We start from the raw sequence: 21,437 nt of genomic DNA, 5'->3' as shown, positions 1-21,437 counted from the left end.
TGTCCCGCGGGCGGGCGCCGGAACCGCGACCGGGGGTGTCACCAGCGGGGGACCTCCGGGGTGGTCCAGTCCGGGCGTGCCCTCCGCATCGCCGCCGCGTCGTCGCGGTCGCGGAGGGAGCCGTCGTTCTCCTGCCAGCGGCGGTGGAGGGCGGCGAGGCGCTCCCGGTCGAGTGCGATGCCGAGGCCGGGGGCGTCGGAGACGGTCAGGCGGCCGTCGCGGAAGACGGGGCGGGTGGTGACGACGTCCTCGGTCTGCCAGGGGTAGTGGGTGTCGCAGGCGTGCCGGAGGTCGGGGAGGGTGGCGGCGACCTGGGTCATGGCGGCGAGGCTGATGCCGAGGTGGGTGTTGGAGTGCATCGAGAGCCCGACGCCGTACGTCCGGCACAGCGCGGCGAGTTCGCGGGTGCGGTGGAGGCCGCCCCAGTAGTGGTGGTCGCAGAGGACGATCCGTACCGCGTCGCGGGCGAGCGCCTCGGGCAGCTCCTCGAAGGTCGTGACGCACATGTTGGTGGCGAGCGGGACGTCCGTGCGGGCCGCGACCTCGGCCATCGGCGCCGTGCCGCTCGTCGGGTCCTCCAGATACTCGAGGACGTCCTTCAGCTCCCGGGCGACGGCGAGGGAGGTCTCCACGGACCAGGCGCCGTTCGGGTCGAGACGGAGCGGGCGGCCGGGAAACGCCTCGGCCAGGGCGCGGATCGCGGCGATCTCCTCGTCGGGCGGGTGGACGCCGCCCTTGAGCTTGAAGGAGCGGAAGCCGTACGTACGGTCGAAGCGGCGGGCCTGGGCGACGATGCCGGCCGGGTCGAGCGCCGCGCCCCAGTCGTCCGTACCGGCCCCGCCCTCCCGGCGGTCGTCAGCGCCGTCGTCCGCGCCGGTGGGGTGGGCGGCCCAGCGGTAGAAGAGATAGGCGCTGTACTCGACGGAGTCGCGGACCTTGCCGCCGAGGAGAGCGTGGACGGGGAGGCCGAGGGAGGTGCCGAGGGCGTCCAGGCAGGCCACCTCGAAGGCGGAGACGACGGAGAGCCGCAGCTTGTCCGCGGTCTGCACGCCGCGCAGCCCACCCGCGTCGACCCGACCGTCGGCAGCGCGGGAGTCACCGCACACCTGCTCGGCGAGCGCGAACAGGCCGTTCACGTCCGTGACCGTACGGCCGGGCAGCGCCTCGGCGAGCGGGCGGGCCAGGTCCAGGTACTTCCCGTCGCCGTAGGTCTCCCCGAGGCCCGTGACCCCGCCCCGTGTGATCACTTCGACCACGAGGCGGGGGGTGAAGGGTTGGTGGACGCCCTGGGTGTTGAGCAGCGGCGGGTCGGAGATGAGGATCGGGGTCAGCCGGACGTCGTCGATGATCAGCCGTGAATCCATATGTGAACCCTATTCATGAACAGGATCGGGTGGCCAGACCCGCGCGGCCATTTCCGGCCCCGCCCTGGACGACATACCGACTGGTCGGTCATCATGGTCGCCGATCCCTCGACGCCCCCCGGAGGTACGCACGATGAGCTCAGCCCAGCCGCCAGGTCTCGACCCCGAGCAGCTGCGCGGACACCTCGACCGCGAGCGCCCCGGACTGGTGGCCGGTCCGCTCACCGCCCGGCTGATCGAGGGCGGCCGGTCGAACCTCACGTACGTCGTCACCGACGGCACCGGCCAGTGGGTGGTGCGCCGGCCGCCGCTCGGCCATGTCCTGGCCACCGCGCACGACATGAAGCGCGAGCACCGCGTCATCTCCGCGCTCCACCCCACGGCCGTCCCGGTCCCGGAGACGGTCCTGCTCTGCGAGGACGACAGCGTGCTCGGCGCGCCGTTCTACGTCATGGAGTTCGTCGCCGGAACGCCGTACCGCTCGGCCGGGCAGCTCGCCCCGCTCGGCGCCGAACGGACCCGCGCCGCCGTCCTCGGCCTGGTCGACACCCTCGTCGACCTGCACGCCGTCGACCCCGAGGCGGTGGGCCTCGGCGACTTCGGGCGCCCCGAGGGCTTCCTCGACCGCCAGCTGCGTCGCTGGGGCAAGCAGCTCGACGCCTCCCGCAACCGCGATCTCGCGGGCATCGACGAGCTGCACGCCGCCCTCGGCCGGAACCTGCCCCGCTCCCCCGCCGCCACCGTCGTCCACGGCGACTACCGCCTCGACAACGTCCTGATCGGCGAGGACGACCGGATCAAGGCGGTCCTCGACTGGGAGATGTCGACCCTCGGCGATCCGCTCACCGACCTCGGCCTGCTGGTGATGTACAGCGCGAAGCTCGACCTCCCGCACTCCCCCGTCAGCACCACCGCGGCCGCGGCCGGGCACCCCGACCCCGCCGAGCTGATCGAGCGGTACGCCGCCCGCTCGGGCCGCGACACCTCCGCCCTCGCCTGGTACACCGCCTTCGCCTGGTTCAAGCTCGCCGTGATCCTGGAGGGCATCCACTACCGCTACACCCTCGGCCAGACCGTCGGCGCCGGCTTCGACCGCATCGGCGACCTCGTCCCCGTCTTCATCGAGCACGGCCTCACCACCCTCCAGGAAGGCTGACCCGCCATGGACTTCGCATTCGACGCGCGCACCGAGGAGCTGCGGGCGAAGCTGCTCGCCTTCATGGACGAGCACGTGTACCCCGCCGAGCGGACCGCCGAGGAGCAGCGGGCGCTGCTCCCCTCGCCGTGGGACACCCCGCGGGTGGTGGACGAGCTGAAGGCCGAGGCCAAGCGGCAGGGGCTGTGGAACCTCTTCCTGCCCGACGAGGAGTACGGAGCCGGGCTCACCAACCTGCAGTACGCGCCGCTGGCCGAGATCACCGGCCGCAGCCCGCACCTGGCCCCCACCGCCCTCAACTGCGCCGCGCCGGACACCGGCAACATGGAGGTGCTCGCCCAGTTCGGCGACGAGGCGCAGAAGAAGCAGTGGCTGGAGCCGCTCCTCGCCGGGGAGATCCGTTCGGCGTTCGCGATGACCGAGCCCGAGGTGGCCTCCTCGGACGCCACCAACATCGAGACCCGGATCCTCCGCGACGGCGACGACTACGTGGTCAGCGGCCGCAAGTGGTACATCTCCGGGGCGATGAACCCCGACTGCAGGATCTTCATCGTGATGGGGAAGACCGACCCCGACGGCGCGGACATCCGCCGCCAGCAGTCGATGATCCTGGTGCCGCGCGACGCCCCCGGCGTGGAGGTGCGACGGGCCATGAAGGTCTACGGCTACGAGGACCACTCCCACGGCGGCCACGCCGAGGTGCTCTTCCACGATGTGCGCGTCCCCGCCGCGAACCTGATCGGCGAGGAGGGCGGCGGTTTCGCCATCGCCCAGGCCCGCCTCGGCCCGGGCCGTATCCACCACTGCATGCGACTGATCGGCATGGCGGAGCGCGCCATCGAGCTGATGTGCCGCCGGGCCGTGTCCCGGACCGCCTTCGGTAAGGCCATCGCCCAGCAGGGCGTCGTGCAGAACTGGATCGCGGACGCCCGGGTGACGGTCGAGCAGCTGCGGCTGCTGGTCCTCAAGACGGCCTGGCTGATGGACACCGTCGGCAACCGGGGCGCGCACACCGAGATCCAGGCCATCAAGATCGCGACCCCGCGCGCGGTGGTCGACATCCTCGACAAGGCGGTCCAGGTGCACGGCGCGGGCGGCGTCTCTCAGGACCATCCGCTGGCCGAACTCTGGGCCGCGGCACGGACGCTGAAGCTGGCGGACGGGCCGGACGAGGTGCACCAGCGGTCGCTGGCGCGCCGGGAGCTGAAGAAGTACCTGTAGCCGCAACGGCGTCGGACGGAGGTACGGCGGCCGGCCGATCGTCCGGCCGCCGTACCGCGTCGGCGGGGGGCGGGTCAGGGGCTGACGAACGGCTGGTGCTCGGCGAGGGCCAGGGAGCGGACGAAGGCGGTGACCCGCAGGGCGGTGCGGGCGAGCAGCCGGGTGAGCGGTGCCCGGGACGGTCCGTACGCGGCGCTCCACAGCCGGGGTACACGGTCCATACCTCCACCGTGACCCCGTTGCCCCGGCCGGTCCACCGCAGGGCGGTGGACCGGTGTGCCGTCAGGGCCGCAGCGCGCGCAGGAGCAGGTCGGCGAGCTGGTCGGCGACCTGCTGGGGAGTGAGCGGGCCGTCGGGGCGGTACCAGGTCGACAGGTGGTGGACCGAGCCGAAGTGGTAGTCCACGACCAGGTCGGCCGGGGTCGCGGCGGAGAACACCCCGGCCTGCTGCCCCTCCTCGATGAGCGCGCGGAAGCGCTCGTGGTAGCGCCGCCGCTCCGCCCTGACCTGCTTGTTCTTCTCCGGGCTCAGGTGGTGCATGGAGCGGAAGAAGATCGACGCGTCGTCGAGGTTGTCGATCGTGGTGACGACGACGTCGGCGGCGGCGTCCCGCAGTCGCTGTTCGACCGGGGCGTCGGCGTCGGCGAAGGCGTCGAGCCGCTCCTGCTGGAGGCGCAGGACCCGGGAGTAGACCTCCTGGAGGAGGTCCTCCTTGGAACCGAAGTAGTGGTAGAGCGCCCCCTTGGTGACGCCCGCCGCCTCCACGATCTCCTGGACGGAGGTGCGGTCGTAGCCCCGCTCCGCGAAGAGCCGGGTGGCGGCGGCCAGCAGCCTCTGGGGGACGGGAACGCCGCTCCCGTCCGTGGTCCTGGCCATGCGCCGCCGCCTTTCGCTCGTGCTCGTCGTCATTTCGGGGAACGCAGTTCCCGCCTGAGGATCTTCCCACTTGTCGTCTTGGGCAGCTCCGGCTGGATCTCGACCTCGCGCGGGTACTTGTACGCGGCGAGCCGCCGCTCGCAGTGGGCGGACAGTTCGGCGGGGTCGGCGCTCGCGCCCGGGCGCAGGCTGACGTACGCCTTCACCGTCTCCCCGCGGTAGGCGTCGGGGACGCCCACGACGGCCGCCTCGCGGACGGCCGGGTGGGTGTACAGCACGTCCTCGACCTCGCGCGGCCAGACCTTGAACCCCGAGGCGTTGATCATGTCCTTCTTGCGGTCGACCACGTACAGCCAGCCGCCCTCGTCCATGAAGCCGATGTCGCCGGTGCGCAGCTCGCCGTCGGGGAAGCCGGCGGCGGTCGCCTCGGGCAGGCCCCAGTAGCCGGGGACGACCTGGGGCCCGCGGACGGCGATCTCGCCCGGTGTGCCGAGGGGGACCTCGGCGCCGTTCTCGTCGAGGACGCGCACGATCGTGTCGGGGCCGGGGACGCCGACCGAGAGGGTCCCGGAGGCCGGGTCGACGGGTGCCTCCTTCTCGGGCGGTACGGAGGCGCAGGGCGCCGTGCACTCGGTGAGGCCGTAGCCGTTGCGGATGTACGGGCCGAATCCGGCGCGGAACCGCTCCACCAGCGCGGGCGGCAGGGGAGCCCCGCCGGAGGAGATGACGCGGAAGGAGGAGAAGTGGTCGGGGGTGGCGCCGGGGTGGGCGCCGAGCGCCATGAAGGCGGTGGAGGGGCCGACCGTGTAGGCGGGCCGGTGCTCCAGGAAGGCGTCCAGGACGACCCCGGCCTCGAAGCGGTAGGCGAGGACGAGGGTGCCGCCGTTGGCGAAGCAGGCGGCGAGTTCGCAGACGAGGCCGGTGATGTGGAAGAGCGGGGCGAGCGCGAAGTAACCGGCTCCCGGGGGGACGGGGTGGCCGGTGCGCTGGCGTTCGGCGTTGTGGATGACGCCCCGGTGCAGGTTGAGCGCGCCCTTGGGGGTGCCGCTGGTGCCGGAGGTGTAGCTGATCAGGGCGATGTCGTCCCCGTCGAGCTCGCGGTCCCGGGGCGCCGGGTGCCCGGCGCGGGCCACGGCCAGCAGGTCGTCCGTCTCGGTGGGGACCCGGTCGAAGCCGAGGAGGCGCGGGTCGTCGCGGGTCTGGAGATCGCGCTCGCAGGCGGTGAGCGCGATCCGTACGGGAGTGTCGGCGGCGGCGTCCCGCAGGTGGCTCTCCCAGGCGCGGTCGGAGCAGATCAGGGCGATCGCCCCGGAGTCCCGCAGGGCGTGGCCGACCTCGGCCGCCTTGTACATGGGGTTGACCGGGACGACGGTGGCGCCGGCCTTCCAGGCGCCGAGCAGGGCGAGCACGAAGTGCGGGCTGTTCTGGAGCATGATCGCGACCCGGTCGCCGCGCTCCACGCCGTGGGCGGCGAGATGGCCGGCGACCGAGTCGGAGAGGGTGTCGGTCTCGCGGTAGCTCAGCCGCCCGTCGAAGTAGGCGAGGGCGGGGTGGTCGGGGGTGCGGACGGCGGCGGTCCGGAAGGCGTGCAGCACGGTGGGGGGCGGCGATATCGGCGCCCGCTGGGCCTCGCTGAGCTGCGCGAGCCAGGGCCTGGCCGCGTAGGGGCCCGGCCCGGGCGAGGGCGTGGGGCTCGGCGACTCGGCCGGGGTCATGCGCCGGCCCCTTCCCACTTCCGCTGGATGTGGTTCATGTTGCCCAGCCAGCGCTCCGGGTCGTTGGCGCGGGCCCGGTAGAAGTCGGCGACCTCGGGGTGCGGCAGGACGAGGAAGCGGTCGGCCCCGATGGCGTCGAAGAGGGAGTCGGCGACGTCCTCGGGCTCGATGGCGGTGGGGGCGAGGACGAGCTTCCCGGCGGATCCGGCGGCGGTGAGCATGTCCGTACGCACGCCCTGCGGGCAGATGGCGTGGACCTTGACCCCGCGGTGGCGGTAGGTGAGGGAGAGCCACTCGGCGAAGGCGTACACGCCGTGCTTGGAGACGCTGTAAGGGGCGGCGCCGACCATGGTGAGCAGGCCGGCGGCGGAGACGGTGGACACGAACCGGCCGCTGCCGCGCTCCAGCCAGTCGGGCAGCAGGGCCCGCGCCGCGCGGACGTGAGCCATGACGTTGACGTCCCAGGCGGCGGCCCAGACGGCCTCGTCGGCGAAGGCGTCGCCGGGTGAGGCAAGGCCGGCGTTGGCGCACCAGACGTCGACGGTGCCGCCGAGAGCCTCGCGGGCCTCCTCGACGATCGCCGAGGCGTCCCCGGCCACCGCGACGGCACCGATCTCGTCGGCGACGGCCTTGGTGCGACCCGGGTCGAGGTCGTTGACGACGACCCGCGCGCCTTCGGCGGCGAACCGGCGGGCCAGGGCGGCCCCGATACCGCCTCCCGCGCCCGTGACGACCACTCCAGCGCCCTGCACCGTACTCATCGAGATCCGCCTCTCCGTTGTGACAGTGTCAGCAGACTAACCAGTCGGTATGTTGCGGGGGAAGCCCCTTCGTGCGATGTCGGGCGTCGCGCCGCGCACGCCTCGTTCCCCGGGGGCCGGGTGCGCGCTAGCGTGCGTGGCCATGTCAGGAAGGGCGATCAAGGAGGTTTCCGCATGAGCCTGTCCAGACGGAATCTGCTGTCCGCCGGGGGCGCGCTGGGGGCGGCCGGTGCGCTGGGGGCGGCCGGTGCGCTGGGGGCGGGCGCCGCGCCGGCGGCGGCGCACGAGGGAGGGGCAGGGCGCGAGGGAGGGGCGGGGCGCGAGGGCCGCCACCGGGTCCGTACCGGCTTCGAACGGCTGGCCGCCGACGGGTACGCGCTCCTCGCCGGGCAGCGGGTCGGCGTCGTCACTAACCCGACCGGGGTCACCTCCGACGTCCGCCACATCGTCGACGTGATGCACGCCGACGACCGGGTGGACCTGCGGGCCGTCTTCGGGCCCGAGCACGGCTTCCGGGGGACGGCCCAGGCCGGCGGCTCCGAGGGCCGCCACGAGGACCCGGCGACCGGGCTGCCCGTCTACGACACGTACCTGAAGAGCGGGCAGCCGCTCGCGGACGTCTTCACCGCCTCCGGCGTGGACACGGTCGTCTTCGACATCCAGGACGTGGGCGCGCGTTTCTACACCTACATCTGGACGCTCTACGACTGCATGGTGGCGGCCGCCCTGGCCGGGAAGCGGTTCGTGGTCCTGGACCGGCCGAACCCGGTCACCGGCCGGGCGGCGCTCGGACCCGTCCTCGACCGCGCCTTCGCGACCTTCGTGGGCCGCGAGCCGATCGCGCAGGCGCACGGCATGACGGTGGCGGAGCTGGCCGGGCTCTTCGCCGGGGAGTTCCTGGCGAAGCCGGTGGAGCTGGAGACGGTACGGATGTCCGGCTGGCGGCGCACGGAGTTCTTCGGGTCGACCGGGCTGCCGTGGGTGCCGCCGAGCCCCAACATGCCGACCCCCGAGACCGCGCTCGTCTACTCCGGCACCTGCCTCTTCGAGGGGACCAACCTGTCCGAGGGCCGGGGCACCACCCGCCCCTTCGAGCTGCTGGGCGCCGAGGGCGTCGACCGGCGGTGGGCGGAGGCGGCGAACGCGCTGGAGCTGCCCGGCGTGCGCTTCCGCGAGGCGTACTTCGCCCCCACCTTCTCGAAGTTCCAGGGCCGGACGGTCGGCGGGGTGCAGGTCCATGTGCACGACCCGGCCGCCTTCGATCCGGTACACGCCGGGATCGGGCTGCTGATCAGCGCCAAGCGGTCCTGGGCTGGCTTCGCCTGGCGCCCCGACCACTGGATCGACAAGCTGACCGGCTCGACACGGGTGCGGACCCTCGTCAACGCGGGCGCGGACACCGACGAGGTGGTGGGGGCCTGGGCCGCGGACCTGGCCGCCTTCCGGGCGGTACGGAGGGAGTACCTGCTCTACCGCTGAGCCGGGGGCGGCCTCGGGAGCCGGGGGCGCCGGCCCGGGGGACGCCCGGCCGGGCGCCGCGGCCTCGGGAGGCGGGGCACTGCGGCCGGGCGCCCTCCGCGGCGTCCGGCCGCCCTCCGCGGGACGTCTGACGGCCGCCGCGCGTGGGCACAATGCCCGTGGAGCAGCGCACCTCGACGGGGAGGGACGGGACGGGCCATGGCCGGACCGGCGGCGGCGGAGCCGTACCGCGAGATCATCTTCGACAAGGACGGCGACGGCGTGGCCGGGCAGCGCGAGGCGCTCGCGGGGCTCGCGGCCCGGGGAGTCACGGATCTGGTGGTGTTCGCCCACGGGTGGAACAACACCCCGTCCACGGCGCGCGGGTTGTTCCAGGCGTTCTTCGCGCCCTTCCCCGCCCTGCTGCGCCCCGGGGCGCGGGTGGCGTACGTCGGCGTGGCCTGGCCCTCCGTCATGTTCACGGACGAGCCGATCCCCGACGTCGAGGCCGTGGCGGCGGCGCACCCCGGCAAGGAGGCGGTGGCGGCCCGGCTCGGCGTCCTGCTGCGGGAACAGCCGGACGACGAGGCCGCCTTCGCCGAATTCGGCTTGCTCCTCCGGGAGTTGACCGGGGTCGGCTCCGACCCCGGGGCGGCCGGACGGCGCTTCACGGAGCCCCCGGACGGGTCCGGCGGCGCGGAGGCGTCCGAGGGCCCCGAGGTGCCCGACTTCCTGCTGGGCGATCCCGTCGCCGTCTGCGCGATGTTCGTCGACGCGATGGAGGAGGCGGCCGGACCGGGAAGCGTGCCCGCGCCCCGCGAGGCGGCGTTCGGCGGCGGTCTCGGGCGGTACTGGAAGGGGGCGCGGGAGGCGCTGCGCCAGGCCACGTACTACACGATGAAGCGCCGGGCGGGCACGGTCGGCGAGCGCGGGCTCGGCCCGCTGATCGGCGCGCTGGCCCGTTCCTCGCCCGGCCTGCGGATCCATCTCGTCGGGCACAGCATGGGCGCCCGGCTGGTCGCGTTCGCGCTGCGCGGACTGCCGGCCGGCGCCGGTAACGTCCGGTCACTGACGCTTCTTCAGGGCTCCTTCTCGCACTACGCGTTCGCGGCGAGCCTGCCGCACGAGCCCGGGCGCGGCGGGGCGCTGCGCGACCTCCAGCGGCGGGTCGACGGCCCCGTGGTCGCCTGCTACTCCCGCCACGACACCGCCCTCGGGGTGTTCTATCCGCTGGCCTCCCGGCTGGCCCGGGACGCCGCCTCGCTGCTCGGCTCCGACAAGCGCTGGTGGGCGATCGGCCACGACGGCATCCAGGCGGTGCGGGGCACGGCCGCCGTGACGCTCGCGGCGGCGCTGGACGGCGGGCTGCCGGCGTCGGGATGCGTCAGCGGGGACGCGGCGGAGGTGGTCGGGGGCCACAGTGACATCCGCCACCCGGAGCTGGCGCGGGTGGTGGCGCTGGCCGCCCGGATCGGAGGCTGACCCCCCGCCGCGAACATCGCGCGGCCCGGGGGCCGGCTCCGGCGAACGACGACCGGACGCCACGGCCCCCACGGCGAACGCCGAACGGACGCGGCGGCCGCCGCCGAACGCCGGAAGCGGAACGGTCGGAGCGCCGCCGCCGGGACGAAATCGCGCCATTCGTACGGGGGGACGGCGTCGCCGGGCGGGGCGGGATCGGCCCTTCCCGTACCCGTCCGCGATGGCGTCGACAGGGGGGTCCCCACACGCGCCTCCGCTTGGTGGTCGGCCTCCCCGTCCACCGCCCGACCCCGGCGCGACGGTTCCTCGCGCTGGTTGACGAGGGTGCCGCGGACGGCCGTGCGGGAAGCCGTCCGGTGTCTCGTATGGGCCCCGTCGAATTTTGGATGGAACAGGACGGGGCACTCGTTCGTCCATCCCATAACGTCCTTGACGCCGAAGTACGAGCGACGGAGGTGCGGAGCGATGGCCGGTTTCCGGAGTCTTGCGAGACAGGTGCGCGATCCGGGGTGCGACACGGCCCTGCGGAGGTACTCCCTGCGCAAGTGCCTGGAGCGGTTCGCCCCCTACGGGCACCGTGCGACCTGGGACCACCTGTGCCGCAGGCACAGGTTCGGGCCCGAGGACCGGGAGCTCGATCCTGGGCGGCTGGTGGCCGCGCTGGAGGAGCTGGAGGAGGCGCGGGCGGTGTGGCTCGCGTACGAGAGGGAGTTCGCCGAGCGCCGCCGGCGCGAGAAGCACGACGGGCTGCGCCGCCCCGGCGCGCTCGACGACTGGCACCGCCGGACCTGGGGCGGCAACGGAGTGGCGCGGTGCGACGATCCGGCGGTTCATCCGTCGGAGCCGCTGGCGGAGGTGCTGCGGCGGTTGATCACGGCCCTGGAGTCGGGTCCGGGCGAAGCCTGCCCGGTGTGCACGGGGCGGCGGATCGACTGGCGGCCCGACCTGGACGACGAACCGTGGTTCGGGCCGGTGTGCGGTGAGTGCGGTGTGGTCGTGCCCCGGGCGGTCCTCACCTCGCGGGCGCTGGCGCGGGCGCGCGGCGAGGCCCTGCCCCAGCTGGCGTCGGTGGCCTGAGGCGGGGCGAGGTGCCGATCCAGGCCTGTCTCAACGGGGGCCGCGGGCCGGGGGACGCGGCGGTCGTGCCGATGTCGCCGGGTGCCCTGGCCGAGGAGGCGGTGCGCGCGGTCGCGGCGGGGGCGGTGGACCTCCATGTCCACCCCAAGAGCCCGTGCGGCGGGGACACCCTGTCGCCCGGGGTGCTGGCGGACACCCTGACGGCGATCCGGGAGGCCGTCGACGTCCCGGTGGGCGTGACCACCGGCGCCTGGGCGGAGCCCGATCCGGTACGGAGGGTCGAGCGCGTCCGGTCCTGGACGGTGCTCCCCGACCACGCCTCGGTGAACTGGCACGAGGCGGGTGCGGAAGAGGTCGCGGCGGCGCTGCTTGACCGGGGTGTCGGCGTGGAGGCGGGTCTGTGGTCGGGCACGGACGGCCCCGCCCGGTTCCTCCGCTCGCCGCTCGGGCCGTACGTCCTGCGGGTCCTGGCCGAGGTGACGGATCCCGATCCGGCGACGGCCGAGTCGACCGCCCGCGCCCTGTTGGCCCGACTGGGCGCCTCCGGCTCCGCGTCGACGGCGGGTGACGCGGTCCGGCGGGCGCCCGTGCTGCTCCACGGCGAGGACGGCGGCGCGTGGCCGGTCCTGCGGCTGGCGGGCCGTCTCGGTCTGGCCACCCGGATCGGCCTGGAGGACACGCTGTTCCTGCCGGACGGCCGCGCGGCGCGGGACAACGCCGCGCTGGTGCGGGCGGCGCTCGCGGAGGGGGCAAGTTAACAGGCGAAAAACGGTTCGCCCAGGGGGATTCGGCACCGGCAGAGTGTCCGGCGATGCCTACACCGCCCGAAGAGCCGGAGAACTGACATGTCGACGCTGCGCGTCACCGCCGAACTGCTGACCGTCCACCCGCATCCGAACGCCGACGCCCTGGAGCTGGCCCAGGTGGGCCTCTACCGCGCCGTCGTCGCCAAGGGCGCGTACCGCAGTGGTGATGCCGCGATCTACATCCCGGAGCAGGCCGTCCTCCCCGCCGCCCTCGTCGACGAACTGGGGCTGACCGGCCGGCTCGCCGGCAAGGCGTCGGACCGGGTCAAGGCGGTACGGCTGCGCGGCGAACTGTCGCAGGGCCTGGTGTGCCGGCCCACGGCCCTTGCGGACGTGGACCTGGCGCGGGCCGCCGAGGAGGGGACCGATTTCGCCGAGGTCCTGGGGATCACGAAGTGGGCGCCGCCGATACCGCCGACGATGAGCGGGGACGTGGAGTCCGCGCCGGATCTGCTGCCCTGGGTCGACATCGAGAACCTCCAGCGCTATCCGGGGATCTTCGAGCCCGGCGAGCCGGTGGTGCTGACCGAGAAGCTGCACGGCACGGCCTGCCTGATGACGTACGTCGCCGAGGACGGGCGGGTGCACGTCTCCTCGAAGGGGTTCGGCGGCAAGGGCCTGGCCCTGACGGAGGATCCGCGCAACCTCTACTGGCGGGCGATCACGGGCCACGACGTCCCTGCCGTCGCCGCGCGCCTGGCCGCCCGTCTGGGCGCGCGCCGGGTCGGGCTGTTCGGCGAGGTGTACGGCTCCGGGGTCCAGGACCTCGGCTACGGCGCCGACGCCCGCTCCCAGGGTCTGGGGTACGCCGTCTTCGACGTCTCGGCCGAGATCGACGGCGAGGTGCGGTGGCTGGACCCGGCCGCCGTCCTGGAGCCGGGTGAACTGCCGCTCGTACCGCGGCTGTACGAAGGGCCCTACGACCTCGACACGGTGCTGGAGCTGGCGAGCGGCCGGGAGACGGTGTCGGGGCGGGCGCTGCATCTGCGCGAGGGCGTCGTGATCCGCCCGGCGGTCGAGCGGTACAGCCCCGTGACGGGCGGCCGCGCCATCGCCAAGGCGGTCAGCCCGGCGTATCTGACGCGCAAGGGCGGGACCGAGTTCGAGTAGGGACCGGCCGGCGACGGCCGGAGAACGAGACCAGGGGCCCGCCCACGGGGGTGGCGGGCCCCTTTCCCTGCCCGCTGCGGCGCGTGACAGGCCCCCTTTCCCGGCCCGCGGCCCGCTCCTACTCGTCCGCCGCCACCCGCTCCGCCATCAGGCGCGAGCCCGTCATGCTGCGGCCGAACGCGTCGTCCGGGTTGGACAGCACGCAGGTCTCAAGCGACAGGCACCCGCAGCCGATGCAGTCGCTCAGGTGGTCCCGCAGCCGCCCCAGCTGCTTGATCCGCTCGTCCAGCTCGGTGCGCCAGGCCGCCGACAGGCGGGCCCAGTCGTCGTGCGTGGGCGTGCGTTCCTCGGGGAGCTCGGCGAGCGCGCCGCGGACGGTCGCCAGCGGGATGCCGACGCGCTGCGCCGCCCGGATGAAGGCGACCCGGCGCAGGGTGTCGCGGCCGTACCGGCGCTGGTTCCCGCTGGTACGACGGCTGGTGATCAGGCCCTTGGACTCGTAGAAGTGCAGGGCGGACACGGCCGCTCCGCTACGCGCGGACAGCTGACCGACGGTGAGCTCGTGGATCTTCTCCGGAATCTGTGGCACCCCTCGAACCCTACTGGTGGGTCCCGTTCGTCCGTTGACAGGAGCCCACCCACCCCCACATGCTGAGCAAGCGCTTAGACATGGGCACGAGAAGGGACGAGGAAACATGGCAGAGCCGAGGATCTTCACCTCACCGGAGGAGCTCCGCGCCGCCGTCGGCGAGCAGCTGGGCCACAGCGACTGGCTGGAGATCGAGCAGAAGCGGATCGACCAGTTCGCCGACGCGACCGGTGACCACCAGTGGATCCACGTGGACCCGGAGCGGGCCGCGGCCGGCCCGTTCGGCACCACCATCGCGCACGGCTATCTGACGCTCTCGCTGCTGCCGACGCTCGTCCCGCAGATCATGCGCGTCGAGGGCATGAAGATGGGGCTCAACTACGGCACGGAGAAGGTCCGTTTCCCCGCCCCCGTACCGGTCGGCTCCCGGCTGCGCGCCGACGCGGTGCTGACGAAGGTGGAGGAGGCCGGGGGCGGCGTGCAGGTGACCGCGAAGGTGACGATCGAGCGCGAGGGCGGCGACAAGCCGGTCTGTGTCGCCGAATCGGTCTCCCGCTACTACTTCTGAGCGCCGACCATCCGCAGCACGAGGTCGGCGTAGAGCGCGCCGACCTCGTCCGGCGTCCTGCGCCCCTCGGCGTTGAACCAGCGTGAGACGTCGATGCAGAGCGAGAGCACCGCGACGGTGGTGCCGGCCACGTCGGGGACGTCGAACTCCCCGGCCGCCACGCCCTCCTCGATGATCCCGCGGACGGCGGCGTCGGACTCGCGGCGCAGGGCCACGATCTCGGTGCGGTGCTCCGGGCCGAGCGCGTCGAGTTCGTACTGCACCACGCGCGCGGTGGTGTGCCGCTCGGCGTGCCAGCGCACGAAGGACCGGACGGCGTCGGCGAGCCGCTCCCCGGCGGTGCCCTCGCCGTCGGCCGCGGCCCGGAGGATCTCCAGGGCCTTGTCGTGGCCGATCCGGCTGATCCGGTGGAGCAGCTCTTCCTTGGTCTTGTAGTGGATGTAGAGCGCGGCCGGGCTCATACCGGCCCGGCCGGCGATGTCGCGGGTCGTGGTGGCGTGGTAGCCGCGTTCGGCGAACGCCTCGACGGCCGCCACCAGCAGCCGCCTGGCCGCTTCGGGCGTGACCTCGCCCCACGGCACGTCCTCGCCGCCGGGCGTCTCCTCCGTCGCGTCCGCCGCGCTCATCGTTCGCCCCTTCTCCAGCCCGTCAGGACGAACACCATACAACGAGGGTGAGCAAGCGCTTAGAGGCGCGTGCCCGGAGCTTCCGGAACGTGCTCAGAGCTTCTGGAAGGGGTCGTGCTCGGCGAGGAGCTTCTCCAGCCGCGCCTGGTCGACCCGGCTGACGATCTGGCCGGCCTCCTGGCGGTCGCGGACGACCTTGGCGAGGGTGAAGGCGGACGTGGTGAGGTAGAGGACGGCGATGGCGAGGAAGGACCGCACCCAGGCGTCGGCGTCCAGGTTGAAGATGCCGATGCTCACGGCCGCGAGGGCGAGCCCGAAGGAGATGACGGCCTGCAGGTAGTAGGCGGCCGTGTTCTGCTGCTTGACCGGTGTGTCGCTCATGGGGACAGCATCGGACGGATGTGGCACCCGCCACATCCGTCCGGATACTCAGCGTGGGTACTCAGCGGCACGCGGTACGGGCTGCTCGGAGCGCTCCGAGGTTTCAGGGCGCTCCGAGCGGTGGCGCTCGGGGACGGGGGCGCCCGGCCTGCGGCTCGGCGGGCTCAGAACGCCGAGACGCCCGTGAGCGCCCGCCCGATGATCAGCTTCTGGATCTGGCTGGTGCCCTCGTACAGCGTCATCACGCGTGCGTCGCGCAGGAGTTTGCCGACCGGGTACTCGTCGATGTAGCCGTAGCCGCCGTAGACCTGAAGGGCGTTGTTGGCCGCCCGGACGGCGGCCTCGGAGGCGTACAGCTTGGCCTTCGAGGCGGCGGTGGCGAAGTCCTGGCCCCGGTCGATCAGATCGGCGACGCGCCAGGTCAGCAGCCGGGCGGCGTCCACGTCGACCGCGATGTCGCTGATCATCTCCTGCACCAGCTGGTAGGAGGCGATGGGCTTTCCGAACTGCTCGCGCTCCCCCGCGTAGCGGACGGCGGCGTCGAGCGCGGCCTGCGCGATGCCGACACAGCCGGCGGCGACCGACATCCGGCCCTTGGCCAGGGCGGACATGGCGAGGGCGAAGCCCTTGCCCTCCGGCCCCAGCAGCGCGTCGGCCGGCACCCGGACGTCCTCCAGGACCAGTTCGGCCGTCGCCTGGCCGCGCAGACCGAGCTTGCCGTGGATGGTGCGCCGGGTGAGGCCGGGGGTGTCGGTGGGGACGAGGAAGGCGGAGATGCCCCGGTGACCCGGGGCGTCGCCGGTCCGGGCGAAGAGGAGCGCGACATCGGCCCAGGTGCCGTTGGTGATGAACATCTTCGAGCCGTTGAGCACATAGGTGTCGCCGTCGCGGACGGCCCGGGTGGCGAGCGCGCCGGCGTCGGAGCCCGTGCCGGGCTCGGTCAGGCCGAAGCAGCCGAGCGCGTCGCCCGCGGTCAGCCGGGGCAGCCACCGGCGCTTCTGCTCCTCGCTCCCCCAGGCGGCGATCGTCTTCGTGACGAGACCGAGCGAGACGGAGACGATCCCGCGCACGGAGGAGTCGCCGCGCCCGAGCTCCTCGGTGACCAGGCAGTAGGCGAGGTGGTCGCCGCCCGAACCGCCGTACTCCTCGGGGACGGTGAGGCCGAGGAAGCCGAGCGCCCCGAGCTTCTTCACGATCGACTTGTCGACGTTCTCGGCGCGGTCCCACTCCACAGCGTGCGGGGCGACCTCGCGCGCGACGAAGTCCTCGGCGAGCCGCCGTACGGCTTCCTGCTCCTCGCTCAGCTCCAGATTCACGGTGCCACCCCACTCGACTTTAATTACCACTGCTAGTTTTTAGCGTCACGCCTACTATGTGCGCCATGGCCCGACCGCGCAAGCCCCTCCTGAGCAGAGACCGGATCGTCGAGACGGCGAGCGCGCTCGTGGACGCGGAGGGCCTCGCCGCCGTCTCCACCCGGCGACTCGCGGCCGAGCTGGGCGTGAGCGGGCCGTCGCTCTACAACCACTTCCGCACGAAGGACGAGATCCTGGACGCGGTCGCGGACGCGGTCAGCGCGAAGGTAGATCTGTCGATGTTCGACGAGGCCGACGGCCGGGACTGGCGTACGGCGCTGCACGACTGGGCCGCCTCCTACCGCGCGGCCCTCGCCGACCACCCGAACATCGTCCCCGTCCTGGCCCAGGGCCCGGGGCGCCGCCCGGCGGGACTGCGCGTGGCGGACGCCGTCTTCGGCGCGATGGTCCGGGCGGGCTGGCCGCCGGCCCAGGCCACCTATATCGGCGCCCTGATGCGCTACTTCGTCACCGGCTCGGCGCTGGGCTCCTTCGCCCGTGGCTTCGTGGACGACGAGACGGCCTACGACCCGGCGGACTACCCTCACCTCGGCCAGGCGCACCTGCTTGCGGAGCACCGGCAGAAGGTCGACGACGGCGCGTTCGACACGGGTCTGAGGGCGCTGCTCGACGGGCTCGCGCTGCAGTACGAGACGGGGGAACGGGGAGCATGGGCCAGACAGGAGTCGACGAGCGGCTCGTAGCGGCGGTCACGGACGGCGACGCGGAGGCCGTCCGCGCCCTGCTGGCCGCGGGAGCGGACCCCGGCGCCCGGACCGGGGAAGGACTGCCCGTGCTCTGCGCGGCGGTGGCCGCCCACGACGCCGGGACCGCCCTCGCCCTGGTGGAGGGCGGCGCGGACCCGGACCAGGAGCTGCCGGACGGGACGACCCCGCTCGGCCGGGCGGTCGAGGGCGGCTCCCCGGCCGTCTTCGAGGCGGTCCTGGGGACCGGACCCCGGCTGCGGCAGGCGCCGCCCGCGCGGGAACGGCTCCTCGGCCTCGCCCGCCGGTGGCACGGTACGGGGGCCGAGGCGGGGCTCCGGTGCGCGACGGGCACCGCAGGCCCCGCGCGGACCCTTCTGGTCGAGGACTCCGAGGACCGGACCGTGGAACAGGTGACGCTCGGCGGGCGGACCGTACGGGACGGGCACGGAGCGATCCTGACCGCGCTGGAGTGGGCCTTCCGTGTCCTGACCCCGGTGGACGAGCTGGTGGAGCGGGCGGTGGCCTCCCCCTACGCGAGCCCGGACCACGTCGCCTGGTGCGCGGCGCGCGGGGTGCTGACCGAGCGACGCAGCCGCGAGACCTGGGCGGCGCTCGCCGCCTACCGCCACCACCCGGACCCGGCGCGCCGGCTCTTCGCCGTGGACGTCCTCTGGAGGACCGCCGTCTTCCAGGGGAGCCACCGCAACTCCTACGCGAAGGACACCGCCGGGCTCCTCGCCGAATGGGCTCCGCACGAGCCGGACGCCGAGGTCCTCACGCGGATCCTCGACACCTACAACCATCTGGAGCACCCCGGCCACGAGCGGCTCGGCCTGCTCTTCGCGGATCACCCGCATCCGCCCGTCCGGGCCGAGGCGGCGTGCGCCCTGGCCGGCGAGGAGGCGCGCTCCTCCGCCGCCCGGGCGGCGCTGCTCGGCCTGGCACGCGACCCCGACGCCCGGGTGCGTGCCATGGCGGGCGACATGCTGGCCCGGACGCACGACCTCACGCCCGAGGTCACCGACGCCCTGCTCGCCCTGGTCGCGGACCGGGACGACGAGGTGCGCGGGCGGGCCGCGGCGGCGCTCGCCGGCAGCCGGGACCGCTCCCCCGCCGCCGCGGCCGCGCTGTGGGGACTCCTCGACGAGGACGATCCGTCGCTGCGGCTGGAGGGCGCCTTCGGTCTGGCCCTGCGCGACGACCCGCGGACCGAGGAGGCGTACCGGCGGGCGGGGCCGTCGGCCGGTACGGAGTTCGAGCACGATCACCGGCCCACGCAGCTGCTTCACTACCGGTGGCGCGCCCGGGACCGTTCGGCGGACGCCGAAACGTGAGTGCGGCACCCTGGAGCCATGGCCGCCCACGACCTCGCCGCCCTCGCGGCGCTCCTCGCCGACGAGACCCGTGCCGCCTTCCTCCTCGCCCTGCTCGACGGGCGGGCCTGGACGGCGGGCGAACTCGCGCGCCACGCACGCGTGGCGCCGTCCACCACCAGTGAGCACCTCGGGAAGCTCGTCGCCGGCGGCCTCCTCGCCGAGGAACGGCAGGGCCGGCACCGCTACGTCCGCCTGGCCGACTCCGGGGTCGCGCACCTGGTGGAGGACCTCGCCGCCCGCGCCGAGCCCGTCCGCAAGGACGCGCCGCGTTCGCTGCGGGCCGCGAGCGCCGGGCACGCCATGGCGCGGGGGCGGACCTGCTACGACCATCTCGCCGGACGGCTCGGCATCACGATCACGGAGGCGATGACCGGACGCGGACTGCTGCGCCAGGACACCGGGTTCGCGCTCACCGACGGGGGCGTGGAGTGGTTCACGGCGCTGGGCATCGCGCTGGAGCCGACGCGGCGCCGCCCGATCGCCCGCGGCTGTCTCGACTGGACCGAACGCAGACCGCATCTGGCGGGGGTCGCGGGCGCGGCGCTCTGCCGTCACGCGCTCGACGCCGGATGGTGCGTACGGATCGGCTCGGAACGGGCGGTGAAGGTCACCGGCACGGGGGAGCACGCGCTGCGGGACACCCTGGGCATCGAGCCGGAGACAATTCGGTGAGCGCCGAAGGGTCCAGGGCCTACCGTCACCCCATGACCAACTCTCCCGCCCCCGCCGCCTCCCGGCTCGCGCTCGCCGCCGCCGGTGTCACGGTCGTCCTGTGGGCCTCGGCCTTCGTCTCCATCCGCAGCGCCGGAGCCGCCTACTCCCCCGGCGCGCTCGCGCTGGGGCGGCTGCTCGCCGGGGCCGTCGTGCTCGGCTGCGTCCTGCTGATACGGCGGGAAGGGCTGCCGTCCCGGCAGGCCTGGCCGGGCATCCTGATCTCCGGACTGCTCTGGTTCGGCGTCTACATGGTGGTGCTGAACTGGGGCGAGCAGGAGGTCGACGCCGGGACCGCCGCGATGGTCGTGAACATCGGCCCGATCCTGATCGCCCTGCTCGGGGCCCGCTTCCTGCACGAGAAGCTGCCGCCCCGGCTGATCGCGGGCATGGCGGTGTCGTTCGCGGGGGCGGTGACCGTCGGCCTCTCCATGTCGGGCGAGGGCCACGCCTCGGTCCTCGGCGTGCTGCTGTGCCTGCTCGCGGCGATCGCGTACGCGGGCGGGGTCGTCGCCCAGAAGCCCGCGCTCGCCCACGGCAGCGCCCTGCAGGTCACCACGTTCGGGTGCCTGGTCGGGGCCGTGGGCTGTCTGCCCTTCGCCCCGCGGCTGCTCGACGAGCTGGGCCGGGCGCCGCTGTCGGCGACCCTGAACATGGTCTACCTCGGGGTGTTCCCGACCGCGCTCGCCTTCACCACCTGGGCCTACGCCCTGGCCCGGACGACCGCGGGAAGGATGGGCGCGACGACGTACGCCGTGCCGGCGCTGGTCGTGGTGATGGCGTGGGTGTTCCTCGGCGAGCTGCCGGGACTGCTGACGCTCGCGGGCGGCGTGCTCTGCCTGGCGGGCGTGGCGGTCTCCCGCTCCCGGCCGAAGCCGCCCGGGGCGGTGCCCTCGGCCGGGAGCGCCGACGCGACGCCGGAGAAGGTCTGACGCCCGCCCCCCCGGTGGGCGGGCGCCAGGACTCCCGAGCGCTGGTACGGGGTTGTCGGGCGCTGGTCAGAAGATGACGAGCGCCCGGCCGCCCTTGCCCGCGAGCATGTTGTCGAAGGCGCCCGGGATGCCGTCGAGGGTGATCCGCTCGGTGACCAGGGTGCTCAGGTCGAGGCGGCCGGCCCGGATGTGCTCGGCGAGGACCGGCAGGTCCTTCGCCGGGTCGGAGTTGCCGTAGACGCAGCCGGACAGGGTCCGTCCCCAGTGGAACAGCTCCAGGGCGTGGAAGGTGACCTGCTGGTCCTTGCCGCCGATGCCGACGACCGTGGTGCGGCCGCCGCGCCGGGTGGAGTCCCAGGCGGTACGGATGGTGACGGCGCGGCCGACGCACTCCACGGCCACGTCGGCTCCCTGACCACCCGTCAGCTTCCGGATCTCCCGGGCGGTCGTGTCGGAGGCGACGACGTACTCGGTGGCTCCGGCGGCCCGCGCCAGGGCCTCCTTCTCGGGGGACACGTCGACCGCGATGATCGGCGAGGCGCCGGCGATCCGGGCGGCCTGGAGGGTGGCGAGGCCCACGCCGCCGACGCCGAAGACGACGACGGACTCCCCCTCCCGTACCCGGGCGGAGTGGTGGACCGCGCCCCAGCCGGTGAGGACGGCGCAGCCCAGGAGGGCGGCGTCGGTGAGCGGGACGCCGTCCGGGGCGGGCAGCACGCAGGAGGCGGCGACGACGGTCTCCTCGGCGAAGGCGGCGACGTTGAGGCCGGGGTGGAGTTCGGTGCCGTCCTCGGTGACGGCGTGGACGTTCCCCGCTCCCTTCAGGGCGTCGACGCAGAGCCACACCTCACCCAGCGCGCAGGGGTGGCAGGCGCCGCAGGACGGGGCCCAGTTGAGGACGACCCGGTCGCCGGGGGCGATGTGGGTGACGCCCTCGCCGACAGAGACGACCGTGCCGGCGCCCTCGTGACCGAGGACGGCCGGGACCGGCAGCCGCATGGTGCCGTTGGTGAGGGAGAGGTCGGAGTGGCAGACGCCGGCGGCGGCCAGCCGGATCCGGACCTGGCCGGGGCCGGGCTCGGGGAGTTCGATGCCGGTGATCTCCAGCGGAGAGCCGACGGCGGGCAGGACGGCGGCGCGGATCACGCTCACGCTCGGGGCTCCTC

The 21,437-nt window shown here is 73.9% G+C and carries 22 protein-coding genes; 12 read left to right on the top strand and 10 right to left on the bottom strand.

What is annotated here, in order from left to right:
* Positions 1-38 precede the first annotated feature (38 nt).
* On the bottom strand, positions 39-1,364 hold the full coding sequence (locus ACFZBD_RS27945; protein ID WP_391144657.1) for an enolase C-terminal domain-like protein: 1,326 nt from the start codon (positions 1,362-1,364) through the stop codon (positions 39-41).
* A gap of 133 nt (positions 1,365-1,497) precedes the next feature.
* Between ACFZBD_RS27945 and ACFZBD_RS27940 the strand changes: the two genes are divergently transcribed.
* Positions 1,498-2,520, top strand: a complete 1,023-nt coding sequence (locus tag ACFZBD_RS27940; RefSeq protein WP_391144654.1) for a phosphotransferase — start codon at positions 1,498-1,500, stop codon at positions 2,518-2,520.
* A 6-nt stretch (positions 2,521-2,526) separates the two neighbouring features.
* Positions 2,527-3,741 (top strand): acyl-CoA dehydrogenase family protein, encoded by a 1,215-nt coding sequence (locus tag ACFZBD_RS27935; RefSeq protein WP_391144651.1) that lies wholly within the window; start codon positions 2,527-2,529, stop codon positions 3,739-3,741.
* A 74-nt stretch (positions 3,742-3,815) separates the two neighbouring features.
* Here the strand turns inward: ACFZBD_RS27935 and ACFZBD_RS27930 are convergent, their stop codons facing one another.
* The 4 genes from ACFZBD_RS27930 to ACFZBD_RS27915 all read right to left on the bottom strand — a co-directional run bounded on the left by ACFZBD_RS27930 (position 3,816) and on the right by ACFZBD_RS27915 (position 7,093).
* Positions 3,816-3,962: a hypothetical protein gene (locus ACFZBD_RS27930; protein WP_391144649.1), complete on the bottom strand. Its 147-nt coding sequence runs from the start codon at positions 3,960-3,962 to the stop codon at positions 3,816-3,818.
* A 61-nt stretch (positions 3,963-4,023) separates the two neighbouring features.
* On the bottom strand, positions 4,024-4,617 hold the full coding sequence (locus ACFZBD_RS27925; protein ID WP_391144647.1) for a TetR family transcriptional regulator: 594 nt from the start codon (positions 4,615-4,617) through the stop codon (positions 4,024-4,026).
* A 29-nt stretch (positions 4,618-4,646) separates the two neighbouring features.
* Positions 4,647-6,332: an AMP-binding protein gene (locus ACFZBD_RS27920; RefSeq protein WP_391144644.1), complete on the bottom strand. Its 1,686-nt coding sequence runs from the start codon at positions 6,330-6,332 to the stop codon at positions 4,647-4,649.
* Positions 6,329-7,093, bottom strand: a complete 765-nt coding sequence (locus ACFZBD_RS27915) for an SDR family NAD(P)-dependent oxidoreductase (protein WP_391144641.1) — start codon at positions 7,091-7,093, stop codon at positions 6,329-6,331. Before ACFZBD_RS27915 ends, ACFZBD_RS27920 begins: the two co-directional genes overlap by 4 nt.
* 174 nt (positions 7,094-7,267) lie before the next feature.
* Here ACFZBD_RS27915 and ACFZBD_RS27910 point away from each other — a divergent pair, with 174 nt between their 5' ends.
* The 5 genes from ACFZBD_RS27910 (at position 7,268) to ACFZBD_RS27890 (ending at position 13,026) form a co-directional block, all read left to right on the top strand.
* The gene (locus ACFZBD_RS27910) at positions 7,268-8,572 is read left to right on the top strand and encodes an exo-beta-N-acetylmuramidase NamZ domain-containing protein (protein WP_391144638.1); all 1,305 of its coding nucleotides are present in this window, start codon (positions 7,268-7,270) and stop codon (positions 8,570-8,572) included.
* Positions 8,573-8,770: 198 nt separating this feature from the next.
* The gene (locus ACFZBD_RS27905) at positions 8,771-10,033 is read left to right on the top strand and encodes a serine-threonine protein kinase (RefSeq protein WP_391144635.1); all 1,263 of its coding nucleotides are present in this window, start codon (positions 8,771-8,773) and stop codon (positions 10,031-10,033) included.
* A gap of 465 nt (positions 10,034-10,498) precedes the next feature.
* Positions 10,499-11,110: a hypothetical protein gene (locus tag ACFZBD_RS27900; RefSeq protein ID WP_391144633.1), complete on the top strand. Its 612-nt coding sequence runs from the start codon at positions 10,499-10,501 to the stop codon at positions 11,108-11,110.
* 17 nt (positions 11,111-11,127) lie between these two features.
* On the top strand, positions 11,128-11,868 hold the full coding sequence (locus ACFZBD_RS27895) for a 3-keto-5-aminohexanoate cleavage protein (RefSeq protein ID WP_391145324.1): 741 nt from the start codon (positions 11,128-11,130) through the stop codon (positions 11,866-11,868).
* A gap of 87 nt (positions 11,869-11,955) precedes the next feature.
* A complete protein-coding gene (locus tag ACFZBD_RS27890) occupies positions 11,956-13,026 on the top strand; it encodes an RNA ligase (ATP) (protein ID WP_391144629.1) in 1,071 nt (356 codons plus the stop codon).
* Positions 13,027-13,144: 118 nt separating this feature from the next.
* On the opposite strand, the gene soxR is transcribed toward ACFZBD_RS27890, so the two are convergent.
* Complete coding sequence (gene soxR / locus ACFZBD_RS27885; protein WP_391144626.1) at positions 13,145-13,615, bottom strand: redox-sensitive transcriptional activator SoxR; 471 nt, start codon at positions 13,613-13,615, stop codon at positions 13,145-13,147.
* 106 nt (positions 13,616-13,721) lie between these two features.
* Between soxR and ACFZBD_RS27880 the strand changes: the two genes are divergently transcribed.
* Positions 13,722-14,183, top strand: a complete 462-nt coding sequence (locus tag ACFZBD_RS27880) for a MaoC/PaaZ C-terminal domain-containing protein (protein WP_391144623.1) — start codon at positions 13,722-13,724, stop codon at positions 14,181-14,183.
* On the opposite strand, the gene ACFZBD_RS27875 is transcribed toward ACFZBD_RS27880, so the two are convergent.
* The 3 genes from ACFZBD_RS27875 to ACFZBD_RS27865 all read right to left on the bottom strand — a co-directional run bounded on the left by ACFZBD_RS27875 (position 14,174) and on the right by ACFZBD_RS27865 (position 16,506).
* Positions 14,174-14,809: a TetR family transcriptional regulator gene (locus tag ACFZBD_RS27875; protein WP_391144620.1), complete on the bottom strand. Its 636-nt coding sequence runs from the start codon at positions 14,807-14,809 to the stop codon at positions 14,174-14,176. The genes ACFZBD_RS27880 and ACFZBD_RS27875 overlap by 10 nt on opposite strands.
* 93 nt (positions 14,810-14,902) lie before the next feature.
* Positions 14,903-15,190, bottom strand: a complete 288-nt coding sequence (locus tag ACFZBD_RS27870; protein WP_391144617.1) for a YiaA/YiaB family inner membrane protein — start codon at positions 15,188-15,190, stop codon at positions 14,903-14,905.
* Positions 15,191-15,354: 164 nt separating this feature from the next.
* On the bottom strand, positions 15,355-16,506 hold the full coding sequence (locus tag ACFZBD_RS27865; protein WP_391144614.1) for an acyl-CoA dehydrogenase family protein: 1,152 nt from the start codon (positions 16,504-16,506) through the stop codon (positions 15,355-15,357).
* A gap of 65 nt (positions 16,507-16,571) precedes the next feature.
* Between ACFZBD_RS27865 and ACFZBD_RS27860 the strand changes: the two genes are divergently transcribed.
* Genes ACFZBD_RS27860 through ACFZBD_RS27845 form a run of 4 tightly spaced genes read left to right on the top strand, consistent with a single transcriptional unit; the run spans position 16,572 to position 20,271 of the window.
* A complete protein-coding gene (locus ACFZBD_RS27860; RefSeq protein WP_391144612.1) occupies positions 16,572-17,249 on the top strand; it encodes a TetR/AcrR family transcriptional regulator C-terminal domain-containing protein in 678 nt (225 codons plus the stop codon).
* Positions 17,216-18,586: a HEAT repeat domain-containing protein gene (locus tag ACFZBD_RS27855; RefSeq protein ID WP_391144609.1), complete on the top strand. Its 1,371-nt coding sequence runs from the start codon at positions 17,216-17,218 to the stop codon at positions 18,584-18,586. Before ACFZBD_RS27860 ends, ACFZBD_RS27855 begins: the two co-directional genes overlap by 34 nt.
* A gap of 18 nt (positions 18,587-18,604) precedes the next feature.
* Positions 18,605-19,300, top strand: coding sequence for a helix-turn-helix domain-containing protein (locus tag ACFZBD_RS27850; RefSeq protein WP_391144607.1), 696 nt, complete (start codon positions 18,605-18,607; stop codon positions 19,298-19,300).
* A gap of 32 nt (positions 19,301-19,332) precedes the next feature.
* On the top strand, positions 19,333-20,271 hold the full coding sequence (locus tag ACFZBD_RS27845; protein WP_391144604.1) for an EamA family transporter: 939 nt from the start codon (positions 19,333-19,335) through the stop codon (positions 20,269-20,271).
* A 66-nt stretch (positions 20,272-20,337) separates the two neighbouring features.
* Here ACFZBD_RS27845 and ACFZBD_RS27840 read toward each other — a convergent pair whose 3' ends face one another.
* A complete protein-coding gene (locus ACFZBD_RS27840) occupies positions 20,338-21,417 on the bottom strand; it encodes a zinc-binding dehydrogenase (protein WP_391145322.1) in 1,080 nt (359 codons plus the stop codon).
* Positions 21,418-21,437: the final 20 nt, after the last annotated feature.

Source organism: Streptomyces sp. NPDC008121 (assembly GCF_042957155.1).
Lineage (GTDB): Bacteria > Actinomycetota > Actinomycetes > Streptomycetales > Streptomycetaceae > Streptomyces.
This window is presented reverse-complemented; position numbering and strand designations above follow the sequence as displayed.